The organism is Sphingobium sp. Leaf26 (genome assembly GCF_001421665.1).
GTDB lineage: Bacteria > Pseudomonadota > Alphaproteobacteria > Sphingomonadales > Sphingomonadaceae > Sphingobium.
The window spans coordinates 126,554-140,627 of sequence record NZ_LMKV01000005.1; the positions used below are offsets into that span (position 1 = coordinate 126,554).

Annotated in this window: 11 protein-coding genes and 1 pseudogene; 5 read left to right on the forward strand and 7 right to left on the reverse strand. The window is 58.0% G+C overall.

Going from position 1 to position 14,074, the window contains the following annotated elements:
- Positions 1 to 24: 24 nt before the first annotated feature.
- Positions 25 to 882 (reverse strand): NmrA family NAD(P)-binding protein, encoded by an 858-nt coding sequence (locus ASE85_RS07240; protein ID WP_056685850.1) that lies wholly within the window; start codon positions 880 to 882, stop codon positions 25 to 27.
- 64 nt (positions 883 to 946) lie between these two features.
- On the reverse strand, positions 947 to 1,183 hold the full coding sequence (locus tag ASE85_RS23330) for a hypothetical protein (RefSeq protein ID WP_056685853.1): 237 nt from the start codon (positions 1,181 to 1,183) through the stop codon (positions 947 to 949).
- Positions 1,184 to 1,863: 680 nt separating this feature from the next.
- Between ASE85_RS23330 and ASE85_RS07250 the strand changes: the two genes are divergently transcribed.
- From ASE85_RS07250 to ASE85_RS07260, 3 genes are all read left to right on the forward strand, one after another.
- Positions 1,864 to 2,829: a sensor domain-containing diguanylate cyclase gene (locus ASE85_RS07250; RefSeq protein ID WP_056685856.1), complete on the forward strand. Its 966-nt coding sequence runs from the start codon at positions 1,864 to 1,866 to the stop codon at positions 2,827 to 2,829.
- A 128-nt stretch (positions 2,830 to 2,957) separates the two neighbouring features.
- Positions 2,958 to 3,257: a CopD family protein gene (locus ASE85_RS07255; RefSeq protein ID WP_162237432.1), complete on the forward strand. Its 300-nt coding sequence runs from the start codon at positions 2,958 to 2,960 to the stop codon at positions 3,255 to 3,257.
- Between the two features lie 133 nt (positions 3,258 to 3,390).
- Positions 3,391 to 3,678: a copper chaperone PCu(A)C gene (locus ASE85_RS07260; protein ID WP_082462708.1), complete on the forward strand. Its 288-nt coding sequence runs from the start codon at positions 3,391 to 3,393 to the stop codon at positions 3,676 to 3,678.
- Positions 3,679 to 3,876: 198 nt separating this feature from the next.
- On the opposite strand, the gene ASE85_RS07265 is transcribed toward ASE85_RS07260, so the two are convergent.
- Positions 3,877 to 4,488, reverse strand: coding sequence for an MSMEG_1061 family FMN-dependent PPOX-type flavoprotein (locus tag ASE85_RS07265; RefSeq protein WP_056685865.1), 612 nt, complete (start codon positions 4,486 to 4,488; stop codon positions 3,877 to 3,879).
- 401 nt (positions 4,489 to 4,889) lie between these two features.
- On the opposite strand from ASE85_RS07265, the pseudogene ASE85_RS07270 reads away from it, so the two are divergent.
- A pseudogene (locus tag ASE85_RS07270) lies at positions 4,890 to 6,194 on the forward strand (ISL3 family transposase); the annotation flags it as partial.
- Positions 6,195 to 6,260: 66 nt separating this feature from the next.
- Here ASE85_RS07270 and istB read toward each other — a convergent pair.
- The 3 genes from istB to ASE85_RS07285 form a co-directional block, all read right to left on the reverse strand.
- Positions 6,261 to 7,040: an IS21-like element ISRsp3 family helper ATPase IstB gene (istB, locus tag ASE85_RS07275; protein WP_056685868.1), complete on the reverse strand. Its 780-nt coding sequence runs from the start codon at positions 7,038 to 7,040 to the stop codon at positions 6,261 to 6,263.
- Complete coding sequence (gene istA, locus ASE85_RS07280) at positions 7,030 to 8,550, reverse strand: IS21-like element ISRsp3 family transposase (RefSeq protein ID WP_056685934.1); 1,521 nt, start codon at positions 8,548 to 8,550, stop codon at positions 7,030 to 7,032. Before istA ends, istB begins: the two co-directional genes overlap by 11 nt.
- Positions 8,551 to 8,668: 118 nt before the next feature.
- The gene (locus tag ASE85_RS07285) at positions 8,669 to 10,141 is read right to left on the reverse strand and encodes a hypothetical protein (RefSeq protein ID WP_056685871.1); all 1,473 of its coding nucleotides are present in this window, start codon (positions 10,139 to 10,141) and stop codon (positions 8,669 to 8,671) included.
- 685 nt (positions 10,142 to 10,826) lie between these two features.
- Between ASE85_RS07285 and ASE85_RS07295 the strand changes: the two genes are divergently transcribed.
- Positions 10,827 to 12,179: an anti-phage deoxyguanosine triphosphatase gene (locus ASE85_RS07295; protein ID WP_056685876.1), complete on the forward strand. Its 1,353-nt coding sequence runs from the start codon at positions 10,827 to 10,829 to the stop codon at positions 12,177 to 12,179.
- A gap of 72 nt (positions 12,180 to 12,251) precedes the next feature.
- On the opposite strand, the gene ASE85_RS07300 is transcribed toward ASE85_RS07295, so the two are convergent.
- The gene (locus ASE85_RS07300) at positions 12,252 to 13,607 is read right to left on the reverse strand and encodes a hypothetical protein (RefSeq protein WP_056685879.1); all 1,356 of its coding nucleotides are present in this window, start codon (positions 13,605 to 13,607) and stop codon (positions 12,252 to 12,254) included.
- Between the last annotated feature and the right edge of the window lie 467 nt (positions 13,608 to 14,074).

Here is a 14,074-nt window from a genome sequence, read left to right on the forward strand (position 1 = left end):
TCGACGCCCCCCTCGCCCGCTCGATTACATGCCCATGTCGGTCAACCATTGCCCGACGCTGCGCGGCGCCAGCCCGAGTTGATTCTGCGCACTGCTGTCGGACGCGATCACATTGTCCGGGGCATGGGCAAGAGCCGTGTAGAATCCGGCGATGTTCGCGGCAGCAGGGCCGATCAACGGTTCGAGCAGGGTTCCGAAGGTTTCGGGCGACAACGCCTCGAACCGAATCTCGCGGCCGAAATGCTCCGAGAATGCCTGCGCCAGTTCCGGCCCCGTCATACCGGGCAACTGGCCGATGCCGACGATCCCGGTCGCATCATGGTCGGTCAGCAGACGTTCCGCCAACACTGCCACGTCGAGATGCGAGCTCCACGATGCGGAAAAATCGGCGCGAAGGGGGTAGGGCAGCACCCCTTTGGACTGTACCGGCCCCATGACCATCGGCAGCAGCAAGTTTTCCAGATAGAAACGCGGCGCGATAACGGCATGCGAAACGCCGCTGTCGCCCACACGGCGCAGCAAGGTTGCGATGGCGCTGTCGCCAGGCGCCTGTAGCGGGCTTGCCGGCTGGTCGACGATCGCGCCGCTAGTTGAGATCACGACGCGCTTCGGTCGGGCAGCTGCGATCGCGTCCGCAATGTTGTTTGCCTGCTGCAGGCGACCTGGTTCGGATGTTTGCGGGAGATGCACGAACACTCCGTCCGCGTTGCTGTATGCGGCGATCAGCGACTCCACCGAGTCATTATCCACCGTGACATACGGCTTGCCTTGCGCGTTGGCAGGATCGCGCACCGCGGCAAACGCGCTCCGGTTCGAAGCGAGCAGCAGCGCCTGAAGGGGGGCGCCCTGCGCGCCGGTCGCGCCATGAATGATGTAGGACATGCAATTTTCCTCTCGGTGGAACCGGCCTGAATGCCGGAATGGGTAGGCCGGTGCCGGAAGCGATCTACAGCATGCGTAACTGCACATCGCTTCCGGGGCGCTCGTCGAAATACCGGTGCTTTACGACACTCCCTATTTGCAGGCCGATCAGGCCCAGCAGCGTGTAGGCCATGATCCTGTACATCCAATGGAACACCGCGAACCGTGCGTCGTCGGGGCCGACAAGAATACTGACGTGAAAAGCCGGCAGGTCTTCGGGAGCGAGCGCGGCTAGCATGCCGTCATAGGACGTAATCTTCATCGATGGTTCCATCGCTGGTAATGGTAGCTGGCACCGCACTAGCCCGACATCACGATTGGCTGTAGGGCAATGATCCCTCGTTTTCGGCCATCGACCGATTCTGCGCATCATACAACGGGATGGGTAAGAGCCTCGATTTCTGTTTAGTCCCGGCATCTGGTGGATCGCTTTGATCCCCAGCTCCAGGCTCAGCGTCGCGAGCGAAGCTTGCGATCGCTGTATTGCTGCTCGGACGGCGTGCGTGGTCGTGGCGCTTACGCCAGCGTAGTAGATGCTGCGGCGGCGGGGCGGTAAGCGAAATCGCATCGCGTCGACGCAATGGCGGCTCTGTGCCTACTTTGCCGTTCGGCACCAAATCGCATCGCAGAAACGGCGCGACGGATTTCATCTGGATACGGCCTTCGGCAAACCGCCGCTATCCCGGCGGGACCTATGACGACGGAAAACCCCTCGCCCTGTGTTGTCGGACACTTTCTCAGTCCGACAGTGCTTGTCGGACAGGCCAGATCGCAATCCGGAGCGCAACGCTGTCTGCGAAGCCGATTTCGGCAGAATTGCGCCGGCAGGCTTGGCTCTGCTTGTTTTGGTAATCGATCGCGGGTGCCGATCATCGGTCTCGTGTCTCCAGGTAAAACATTAAGACTGTTGAGATAGAAGCATCGAAAACTCTGAAGGAGAGTATGATGCTTCGTTCCGCATTCAACCGCCTGCTCGGGCGCGCATTCGAGCCAAAAGCAGACGAAGACACGACGTTTCGTAGGGTCGTTGAACAGAGCGCCGACGTAATCTGCCGGGTCGTCAATGGCCAGTTCTGCTATGTATCGCCTTCGGCTATGACTGTTTTTGGATGGAACACTCAGGATATCGTCGGCACCGATGGGCTATTTGTCATTTGTGAGGACGATCTGCCCATTATCCAAGATCTGATCGTCAGCCTTTCCTCCGGTGAACAGGACAAGGCAGTCTCCCAGGTCAGGATAGTTTGTGGTGACGGCTCGTTGAAATGGGCAGAAACCACCGCTCATATTGAAAGCTCAGGCACGGCCAATGAGATGATCCTCGTTATGCGTGACATCACGCAACGCAAGCAACTGGAAGAAGAGCTTGCGGCGATGGCTCTCCAAGACGGCCTCACGGGTTTGGCAAACCGACGCGCGTTCGATCAAGCCTTTGATAGAGAGTGGAAACGAACCCTTCGAACGGGTGGAGAAATGGCCATTCTGCTCCTCGACATCGACTATTTCAAGCAATTCAATGACCTGTACGGCCATCAAGCAGGTGACGACTGCCTAAGGGCCGTCGCCGCCCATATTCAAGAACTCGCGCGTAGGCCCACCGACATGGCGTGCCGATACGGTGGCGAGGAAATCGTCGTTATACTCGGTAGCACGGACTTGGCCGCTGCGGTGTCGATCGCAAAGGAAATGGCGTCTTGTGTGGCCGCTCTGGGGATACCGCACGAGGGCAGCGCGTGCACCGATCGTGTTACCGTCAGCATCGGTGTGGCAGCCGCGATAGCTCGCACGGGTGGATCTATGCGCATGCCGGAGGGGCTTCTCCAAGCGGCCGATCACGCCCTCTACAAAGCTAAGGCGGGCGGGCGAAACCGGGTTGAGCAGTCAATACTCATAGCGCCAGCGGAGTAATAGGAGATCTGACCTGACCCCCATTTTTCCGCCAGTTGGAGCTAGAGTCCGACCCCGAAGTGAGCTGCTACCCGTTCTTGGACCACTCAGCCGAACTCTCTCCTATTGTCGTGAGCTGCTACCCGATCTTGGACCGCCTGGCTGGGCGTCATCCAGTTTCTGCCGGCCAGGGGACAGCCGTCTTTCTGCTGGAATTCCGCTTTGATCCTAGTCTGGCTTACCAACCGGGTCTGCTGACTAAACTGGGACTGACTTCGGCTCTGCTCGCGCCTGCCGGGGTCAACAGGCTGATCCTGATGCCGCGGCTTACGGATGAGGACAGCGCGAGGATTTGGCTGAGGCGCACGATCGCGGCCGAGATTCTCCTGTTCATGGGCGTGATCGCCACGACCGCATATCTGACCGTCTATCTCTCGCCGCACGAATAGACGGGCGCGGAACATAATGATGATGGCCAAGCTCAGGTCAGCGGCCCGGTCGGCATCATTGAGCCATGGGCTCCCGCCATGCCCGGAGGCGCGAGGACCGGCGCGGCTTATATGATGATCGTCTGAGGATCGGCTGTTGGGGGCGAGTAGCCCATGGGCGGATCATGTGACGCTGCATGCCTCGGTCAGGGACGGCAACATCGCGCGCATGCGCGAGTTGGCCGCGCTGCCGATCCCGGCGGGTGGCCAGGTGACGTTGGAGCCTGGCGTCTACCACCTCATGTTCACCCAGCTCTACACGCCACTTGTAGTAGGCGACATCGTTCCATTGACGCTTGTGTTCGAACGGGCCGGCAGGATTGAGGTGATGCTTAGGGTTCTTCCGCTCGGAGGGCGGCCTGCGGACGATCACCGACACTGATGGCCGAAACGGCATTTAGAGTGACTTAGAACTCAGCCCAGCAGAGGCGCTCCGGCAGCCTCGCGCTCGCATCAGAAATGCCGTCCTAAGCTCCGGCCCCATCCTAGCTGCAAAAAACAGAGGGATGATTGCACTCGGGCGAACCAAACAATCACGGCGTGAACCCTGACGCAACGTGACCGCGGTGGGGTCAAGCGGTCACCAGAGTGATTGCATCATTCTTGTCGGGGCCACCTCATCGAACTGTTTTCCGCCCTCTCTCCCGTTCGTCACATAGGCCAGAACGTCCCCCATTGAGGGAATACACTTCTGATCGACTTGGCCCGCGGCGTCCCATAGCTTCGAACGAATGATCGCCCGTGCGCATTGCATAAAGGCCATTTCGACCGTTACGATCACCGCTGATCTTGGCAAGGCGCTCCCGATTGCAAAGGAGGCGAGAAGCCCTTCGTCAATCGAGATCTGGGCTCGGCCATTGATCCGAAGTATGATTCCTGTTCCGGGGATCAGGAACATAAGCGACACGAGCGGATTACAGATGATATTTCGCAGACTGTCGATCTTATTGTTACCTCGGCGGTCCGGGAAGATGATCGTTCGCTCGTCCTGAACTCGCACGAAGCCAGGGGGGTCACCGCGTGCGCTGCAGTCCAGCCCTTCCGCACCGGACGTCGCGAGCACGAAGAAGGGCGAGGCCTCGATCAGTTGGACGTATGGAGGAATGAGCTTGTCGAGATCGGAAGCCTTAGCGGCTGACGGGATTGGGGCGTCGTAAACGGCCTCAAGCTGTTCCATGGTGTCGATAATCATGCCGTTGATTCGCACTTACGCCATCACGAAGCAATACCGGACCTCCGCCGATGAGCTACAGGGCCAGGGCTTTCACGAAGGGGTATCTTGAAATCGAGCATGCTTGCGGCGCGGCGTGATCTGCGGCGAAGGCCCACCACTACCCCGGACAATTTGCCCAGTCCTTTCAGCGGATCGCATGGCGCACTGTGTCATGCGAGAGCAATCGCTGGAGAAAATGGACTGTGGGAAGAATTTCGGTGTCAATCGGCGTGCAAAAAGGGCTCTGACTCAATTTTGATGCAATTCTCTGCCTGAATGGCTTCGTTTTCCACGTTGGGAGCAACGCCATGCAGAAAGCACTACGACCTTCCTCGGTGATCCCACCGGGCTTTACCATCGTGGCCTCGTCAATCGCCGACGATGGTGCAACGATTCTCGTTCGTAGCACGTCGCCGACCAGCCATTGCCCAAAGTGCCGCAGCGTCAGTTGCCGCGTTCACAGCCGTTACCGGCGTCAGATCTCGGATTTGCCCTTGGCGGGCCGCGCCGTAAAACTGATGGCCGATGTCCGTCGTTTCCGGTGCGACGCTGTGTCATGCGGGCAAAGGATCTTCGCGGAACGCTTCGCTGATGGGGCTGTTGCTCCTTGGGCACGGCGCACGGGCCGACTCGAAACACTGGTTCATCACCTCGGTCTCGCGCTTGGAGGTCGGCCCGCAGCCAGCTTTGCGCGGCGGCTGATGCTCCCTGTCAGCAATGACACGCTGCTCCGCGTCGTAAGACGCCGGGGAACCCCACCGTCTCCGGCTCCGACGGTGATCGGCATCGATGACTGGGCCTGGCGGCGCAATCAAAGGTACGGCACGATCATCTGCGATCTCGAGCGGCGTCGGCCGATACGTCTGCTCCCGGACCGGGAACCAGCGACCGCCCAGGCATGGCTCGCAGAGCAGCCGCAGGTGGCGATAATTGCCCGCGATCGCGGCGGCGCTTATGCCCGCGCGGCGGCCAAGGCGCTGCCGAATGCTGTGCAGGTCGCCGACCGCTGGCATCTCATGGAGAACGCCAGCCATGCCTTCCTAGACGCGGTGCGCCGGTCGATGCGGCAGATCCGATGCGCGATCGGTGCGATGTCGATCAAGCCTGAGCTGCTCACGGCGGCCGAGCGGCTGCAATACGAAGGATATCTTCATCGCGAAGAGACCAATGCCGCGATCCTCGCGCTCTTCAGGGACGGTGTGGGGATCAAGGAGATCGTGCGCCGCACCGGCCACAGTCGCGGCACGGTGCGGCGGGTCCTGCGCGGCGAGCGCAGCGACGTGTTCAGGACGCGAGAAACATCCCTTGAGACCTATCTGCCATGGCTGGATCAGCAGTGGGCGGCGGGTCGCCACAATGGCGCAGCACGGTGGCGCGCATTGCAGGCACAGGGGTTCCGGGGATCGCTTCGCGTCGTCACAGAGTGGGCAACACGCCGAAGGCGAGCCGACAAGGTAGATGCCGACACGCTGCAGCGCGTGCCTTCAGCCAGAACCATAGCGCGGTTGATGACGATCGAGCGCAACGATCTCACCAAGGCGGAAACGCTCACCGTCGCCGCCATCGAAACCGGCGTGCCATCGCTTGTCGAGGCACGGCAGATCATCGACGGGTTCCACCTTATGATCCGCCGGAAAGCGGGAGCCGATCTTGATCCATGGATGTTGAGTTGCACTGAGAAGTGACCCGGGATTTTCATTGAGAAGTGACCCGGGTGGGCGAGGTTGATGTGCTGCCTGCGACGAGCAGGGTCAAGCGGGTGATTTGTCCTTTCTGGGTATTGGGGCGGCGGAACTGGCCCTAAAGCGGAAGCTGTCATTGCCGGTTTCAAGGATGTGGCAATGATGCGTTAGGCGATCCAGCAGGGCGGTGGTCATTTTCGCATCGCCAAAGATACTGGACCACTCGCTGAAGCTCAGGTTGGTGGTGATAACAACGCTGGTCCGCTCATAGAGTTTGCTGAGCAGATGGAACAGCATGGCCCCGCCTGAAGGGCTGAAGGGTAGATATCCCAGCTCATCAAGGATGACGAGGTCGAGGCGCAACAGACGCTCGGCCAACTGGCCCGCCCTGTTTGCGGCCTTTTCCTGCTCCAACGCATTGACCAGATCGACGGTAGAGAAGAAGCGGATCTTTTTGCGGTGATGCTCAACCGCCTGGACGCCCAAAGCCGTCGCGATGTGGCTTTTGCCGGTGCCTGGTCCGCCGATCAGTACGACGTTGTCGGCGCTATCCATAAAGTCACCACGGTGAAGTTGACGCACGAGCGCCTCGTTGACCTCACTGACGGCAAAGTCGAAGCCTGCCAGATCCTTGTAGGCCGGGAACCGGGCTGCCTTGATCTGGTAAGCAATGGACCTGACCTCCCGCTCGGACATCTCCGCCTTGAGAAGCTGAGAGAGGATCGGAACGGCAGCATCAAAGGCTGGTGCGCCCTGCTCGATCAGATCGCCAGCGGCTTGCGCCATGCCATACATTTTGAGGCCGCGGAGCATGACAACCACTGCGGCGCTGGCGGGATCATGACGCATGGCGCAACGCCCTCAGCGTGTCGTAGCGTTCGACATCGGCTACAGGCTCCTGGGCGAGACGCAGGGCCTGCGGGGCATCGATTGGGGATGCCGGTGGAGCCTTGCCATCGATCAGGCGGTGCAGAACATTGAGGATGTGGGTTTTGGTCGGCACCCCGGCTTCAAGGGCCAGTTCGACTGCGCTGAGTACAGCCTGCTCATTATGCTGTAGAACGAGGGCGAGGATTTCGACCATCTCCCTGTCACCACCAAGCCGCTTGAGCAGATGCCCCTGCAGTTGCCGGAAGGCTTCGGGCATTTCCAGGAATGGCGCCCCATTGCGCAAAGCGCCAGGCTTGCGCTGAACAACTGCCAGATAATGCCGCCAGTCATAGATCGTCTGCCCCGGCTTCTGGTGAGAGCGGTCGATAATCCGGTTGTGCTCGCACAAGATTTGCCCCTCGGCCGCGATGACCAAGCGATCAGGATAGACCCGCAGGCTCACTGGCCGGTTCGCAAAGGAAGCAGGCACGCTATAGCGATTGCGCTCGAACGCGATCAGGCAGGTGGGCGACACGCGCTTGGTATGCTCGACAAAGCCATCGAAGGCCCGACCCATCGGCATCAGGCTGATAATCTCAGCGGCATGCACATCGGCACCTGTGCCGGGCAGGACGCCATGCTGGATTTCTCCCCATTGTGCGATGCACCGCTCTTCCAACCAGGCATTGAGGGCGTCAAGATCTGGGAAGTTGGGCATTGGCTGCCATAACCGTCGACGCGCATCCTGAACGTTTTTCTCGACCTGGCCTTTCTCCCAGCCTGAGGCCGGATTGCAAAAATCCGTCTCGAACAGGTAGTGGCTGGCCATGGCAGCGAACCGCGCATTGACCTGTCGGACTTTACCCTGGCCGATCCGGTCTACAGCCGTCTTCATATTGTCGAATATTCCACGCTGCGGCACGCCGCCCAGCACCCGGAAGGCCTGTGTCAGCGCGTCGAACAACATCTCGTGGGTTTGAAGCAAATAGGCTCGCGTGATGAACGCCCGACTGTGGGAAAGCTTGGTATGGGCCACCTGCAGCTTGACAGGCCGGCCATTGAGAAGGGCGTAATCTTCACTCCAATCGAACTGGAAGGCCTCACCGGGCTGGAAGATAAGCGGTACGAATGTGCCGCGCCCACTGGTTTGCTTTTCATATTGGCGTTCGGCCTTCCACGCTCGAGCAAAGGCGGCAACACGGCCGTAGGATCCCTCGTAGCCCAGTTTAACCAGATCTGCATGTAGCTGCTTGGCTGTTCGCTTCTGCTTGCGCGACTTGCCGGATTCCACCCGCAGCCACGTCGTCAATTTTTCTGCAAACTGATCAAGCTTGCTCGGCCGTTTGGGAACCTTGAACGTCGGCTCCACCGCGTCATCGCGCAGATATTTGCGGATCGTGTTGCGCGATAATCCAGTCCGCCGCCTGATCTCGCGAATGGGGATGCCTTGCCGAAAATGCCAGCGGCGGATCACACTGAGTAAGTCCATGTCGATCACTCCAATGCCTCCTGACTGTCAGCCAGGGGCGAGAAAAACATGGGTCAATTCTCAGTAAAAACCTATAACCCTCCCGGGTCACTTCTCAGTGCAACTCAACAGCGAGCCGTCAAATACGGCGAACAACCCAATATAAGAGCCCAAGCTGGAGTAAAATCGCGAAGGCATAGGAGAAATTTTGGAATCTGAACGCCCACTTAGAGGACAGCTTTAGCTTGCGGGCTAGGCTGATTGAGGCCCCCACTAGGGCATGGCGCCCCTTATGTCCTGAGAGCTTGAACACATCTCCTAAAAACCAGGAAAAAAGGGCGTAAACAAGCGCCACTACAAGAGCCGCAGCGGCCGGCGGCTTTTCCGCGAACAACAGTAAGATCCAGTCCGGAATATTAAAACTGAAGAAAGAGAGCTCAGGCACGGGCTTGCCCGCCAGCTTTGCCGCCTCTACTTTTCTAGCCAGCTCCATATTCTTAATCGATATCATGGCATTTAGCATGGCAAGCACCGCGATGCTGCCGGCTACGCAGGCCGCCAAAAATGGCGCTGTGGCACCGCGTGTCGAAGCGAGCTGGTCGACTTGGACACGCGTTGATTCCCGGATATGCTTAAAATCGAAACCATAGGCAGATGCCTTCGGCACGAAGCCTTCTACATCCTTGGGGTCTCGGATATAGGGCATCAAAGTCATCTGAAATGCATCGGCGTAAGCGATTATGCCAAGAGAATCGCGTAGCCGATCCAGTCTTTTGCGTTGCCCTAGTTTCTCAGCCTCGCGTGAGAGAGACCACATCGTCTGTCTCCGCCAATCTTCTTCGTCGCGCTCCCGCGTCTTTTCTGTTCCAGCATCGAATCGGGTCAGCGGCGTGATCTGGTCCGAGGCGGGCTCATGATGGACATGCAAATGCACCATATCCTTAATGAAATAATAAGCCTGCCGCGCGATGACTTCGTGATCTCCTTCCTCATAGTCCGCGAGCTTCTCGCTGAACCAGAGGCGAACCTCTCCCGTCCGCATAAGGGCGAAATTGAGGCTGACGGAATCTGCGAAAAGAAAATGGACATCGACATCTACCCGGTCGATGAATTTCTCTAGAGCCTCCTTGCCGTCAGGTTTGCAGTCCTTGAAGTCGTTGCGCAAAAAAATCAGAAGAGCTTCTTCGCAAAGTCGGCTCATCCGGTCGGGATTGTGTGGGATGACATGGATTTTGCCCGACAGCATCCCCTGATCGTCGAAGATGGTCGTAACCTTATTTTCGACAATTTCCGTCCCGTCGTCCGTTGTCACCTTCCGGTCGTTAACACCTGCGGGTGTTTGTACCGGAATAGATCGGCCGGTGAGCAGCCAGTGTTGCGCAACAGTTGGATCCAGTAAGCGTTTGAGCCTTTTGGGAATTAGAAAATCATCGGTAGTGCGCTTCGCGAGCGCGCATACTACTCGCCCGACCGGCGAGGAATAAGCATGACTGAACCGGGAAACATCAATGCCGCGGCCCGCACCGATCATGCTGAAGGAAAGGTGACTGCCGACATTAGGCACCCAGCCTGCGTAGGAGCGTTTGCTGCTCGCCCAACCAAAGTCCGCCATAAGCCCGGAGTATCAACAAATATCGCGTGAAATCGTTCTGGTCTGAATGACGCGGGGCTTTCCGTCAGGACCCTTGCTCATCTTGATGCCTTCACGCACCGTCACGAGTGAACCATTGTCGGGGCGTGGGACGTCACCGCGCCAGAGACTACCCAGCGAAACGCCCCCCCGCATCAGTTCCTCAGTCTCGTGGGAGCCAGCCTCACGGAGCTGGCGCCAAGCCCGCACGGTCCAGCTCAGACTAATAATGAGGACGATGCCTGCCAAGGTATAGAGCGTAGCGATCATTGCACGAGAAGATGTAGCAGTTCAGCCGAAAGTTGCAAGTACAGCCTAATGCACAATGATTTAGCGAATTCGGAGCTTTCGTTGCTTTGCTTGCGCGCACATTCTTTGTGGTGCAGAAAACGCAATTATTACCACAAATGGTTAATCCCGGGCGAGCGAGATACATCCACTGGTAGCCCACGGCCGGATTAGCGCGAAAAATTGCCAAAAGGACGTGTACTGACGATTGCGAATATCATGGGCGGAAATCTCGAAACCAATTCGTGCGAGAGCAAAATGCTGCGCAAGGTGGGAAGGCATGGCGTCTGCCTTAGCAGGAATATCAAATCTGGCAGTTGGACGAATATGGCAAGCCTGGCACACTGGTAGCCAGCGAGCATGTATATGAGGGTGTAATTTGGGACACGAGGCGAGCAACTGGACGGCTAGGCGGAGCGGTCGCACGCCCCACTCCGATGATGTACGTACCAATTTTGAGATTGATTATGCCAGAGTGGTCCACTCCGGAGCGTTTCGAAGGCTTCAGGGCAAGACCCAAATCCTCTCGTTGGGGGACGATGATTTCTACCGCAGCCGCCTTACCCATTCGATGGAAGTTGCGCAGGTCGCCGAAGGGATCGCGCAACATCTCCGTGCGTCAGCGCTTCCCCCCCAGGTCGCCCAACTCGTGCCCCCACCCCCGCTTATCCAGACGGTGGGGCTTTCCCATGATATCGGTCATCCTCCTTTTGGCCATGGCGGCGAGCTTGCGCTCAACTATTGTATGCGCAAAGCGGGCAGCTTTGAGGGCAATGCCCAGACACTGCGGCTTCTCTCGCGGCTCGAGAATTTTTCCGATGATCATGGCGCCGATCTAAGTCGCCGGACATCGCTGGGCCTTCTGAAATATCCGGCACTTCAAAGCAAGGCGCGGAATAGTCAAATACAGCCTGGCCTAGCGCCCTCATCGACGACCATCGCTGTCCTTGAATCGAAAAGCTGCAAGCCGGCCAAAGCCTGCTACGATGACGATGTAGGAGCTTTCGACTGGATCCTAGAATGCCTTTCGCCGCAGGATCGTGAAGCCTTTTGCGCCATCGACGCACGAGAAGGAAAGCACGGTGAGACCCGACACAAGTCCTTTGACTGCTCCATCATGGATGTTGCGGATGATATTGCGTATGGCGTCCACGATCTTGAAGACGCGATCGCTCTTGGCTTCATCTCGCGAGACGATTTTTGTATGGCAATTACCGAACCGCTTTGTGAGCATCTTGTAGCGCAGCTCTCGAAGCGACCTCTGTCGGGCCTTACCGGTAGTTTTGCCGACCTTGTTAATCATCTATTTGGCAGCGCGTCGGCGCGCAAACGTGCCATCGGTCGACTAGTGCATTATTTCATAAGAGCGGTTGAGCTTGACAAGGTAGGCTTGTTTGACGAACCTTTGCTCATCTGGCGGGCAGTCATGGCCTCACCAGCGAGACCCTTGCTGTCTGCCTTCCAGACCCTAATCGTCAATCTCGTGATCAATAGCCCACGGGTCCAGCATCTGGAGTTCAAGGGTCAGCGCATGGTGATCGCTGTTTTCGAAGCGATCGTTTCGGACCCTTCTCGCCTCTTACCACCTGACCTCGCTCGTGTTTACGAGGAAAGCGCCAACCCTTTACGGGTCGTGAGCGATTATGTCTCTGCGTTTACCGATGGCGCATTGCTACGAACATATGAAAGGCTCTTTAGCCCGCGTACCGGGTCGGTCTTTGATCGTATTTGAAGCCGTCGATAAGCTGCGACCGAAAACGGCTGTACGGTATCCAAACCGTCCTTTCAGGCAAACCCATCCCGTTTATATAGCAACAACGCGTGTAGGGACGCCTGATTTACGCGCCAGATCAGCCATATGGCTTGTGACGCCGATCGCCCCTCTAATCTCAACGCCCGTTTCAACATCGAGAGCACCAAAAAGCGATCGCAACGCCTCAAGGCCCTCCCTTGCCTCAAAGCCGATCCAGTTCGCGCGCTCGCCCGGTACGATCACGCGTTCCGTACTTGCTGTGGCTCCACGATGCAGTTGGACGATCCACACCATCGTGCCATCATGCACCCACTCCGTGCGCACAGGTCCAAAAACTTCACTAAGCTTCGCAGCGGCCCGAACAACATCCTCCGCGACGCTGGCAGGTAGCTCTTGAGGCAAACGCATCCCGAGCATGAAACTGTCGCCCTGCCCGCTGACACCTTCCACGATCGTTCGTCCGTCCGCGCTTACGAGACTGGCACCGGCAAACTCGGCCTGTACCCCAGCCTGGGAGAGAATCGCGGCGATGGCCGTTCCGGTCGGATCTTCGGTCACCAACAACTTAAAAGGATCAAGCCAGCCGCGATGCGTAGTGAAAAGACCAGGCTGTTGCTCAGTCGGACACGTACGGATCCATTGTTCATGAGATCCGGTGTCGGCTCCGAACACGAACGGGGCAACACGACGCGGTACAGCAAGTGTGCGAGGCACCGGGGCCGTGGCAATATGAGCCATCAACAAACCATAAAGCTTGTCACCAATATGTCGGCTGAAGCGGTTGGGCCATTCCAGCGTCGCTGTCACGCGCGCGTCGCTCTCATCCTCCTGCTCCCACAAAAGCGTTTGTGTTCCCCGCCATCCACGCGTCTTGGGATGAATGCTGAACTCCACACGACCAACGGCGTCACCAAGATCAGGGGAAAAACCATATACGAGCTTCAACAGCTGAAAGCCCATCTCCTTGGGAAGGGAAGCAGCACCCGGCTTCTCGACGCAACGCGGCGTATCATCCGGTGCGAATTCGATGACGTCGCCTTGGACTACACCCGATACACCCCCATCAGCGACATCCACCGTTTCATTGACGATCGTAAACAAACCCTCGCGCGTCAGGCGAACCACAGCCGCTAACACATTCTCGACCGCATCGAGTGCATAGATGAACTCTCGACTGCGCGGGTTGTCAGGAGCGTAGCTGCGGACATTTACCGTGCCTTCAGGCGATCGGCTAAGAAGAGCGAGGATCGCGTCCTCCGGCGTCGGGAAAATCTGATTGGGCTCGCAGTCAATAATGCGAAGATAGGTCTGGCGCGGCAGATCGCCCTCCGGCATGAAGGCAACGAACTGGGCAACATTCCCCTTTTCGGCCAACGCGTCGAGCGACTCATCCTTGCGCAGATACATGTATTCTCCTCATCGGTGCAACCGTGCCATAAATGGTATCTGCTCGCAAACACCGACGGGAGCGGCCGATGGCATGAGGCTATCAGCCAAAGCAAGTGGTTTATGTCCTAACGTCTCGTACCGACGAGAGTAGACTCTATGGCCGATATCCACGACATAAGACGGACGGTAGGGTATCGCGAGGCCGAAAACTGCGACCCTGTCTCAACTGGGCACAAAGCGCACATAGCGCTTGAGCCTTGGTCTGTCCGTTAAGTAGACGACTTTGCTCCAGAGCCGACCGAGCACAAAGTTCCAGCCCAAGGTCTGAGGTCACAGAGCTGCTGCCTGAACGTCGGCTATCGCTTAGCGTTCGCCGATAAGCCGACAGTCGCGAATGTTGTCTAATTGATATTCGCATCGCGGTTCCTTTTTACCCGTGCCCGATTGCCAAAGGTTGTCTTCGAGGTCGTCGGACAGCTGGGAGA

Coding starts and splice junctions, on each gene's coding strand:
- ASE85_RS07240 (WP_056685850.1), bottom strand. CDS start 882: ATGTCCTACATCATTCATGGCGCGACCGGCGCGCAGGGCGCCCCCCTT.
- ASE85_RS23330 (WP_056685853.1), bottom strand. CDS start 1,183: ATGAAGATTACGTCCTATGACGGCATGCTAGCCGCGCTCGCTCCCGAA.
- ASE85_RS07250 (WP_056685856.1), top strand. CDS start 1,864: ATGATGCTTCGTTCCGCATTCAACCGCCTGCTCGGGCGCGCATTCGAG.
- ASE85_RS07265 (WP_056685865.1), bottom strand. CDS start 4,488: ATGATTATCGACACCATGGAACAGCTTGAGGCCGTTTACGACGCCCCA.
- istB (WP_056685868.1), bottom strand. CDS start 7,040: ATGCGTCATGATCCCGCCAGCGCCGCAGTGGTTGTCATGCTCCGCGGC.
- istA (WP_056685934.1), bottom strand. CDS start 8,550: ATGGACTTACTCAGTGTGATCCGCCGCTGGCATTTTCGGCAAGGCATC.
- ASE85_RS07285 (WP_056685871.1), bottom strand. CDS start 10,141: ATGGCGGACTTTGGTTGGGCGAGCAGCAAACGCTCCTACGCAGGCTGG.
- ASE85_RS07300 (WP_056685879.1), bottom strand. CDS start 13,607: ATGTATCTGCGCAAGGATGAGTCGCTCGACGCGTTGGCCGAAAAGGGG.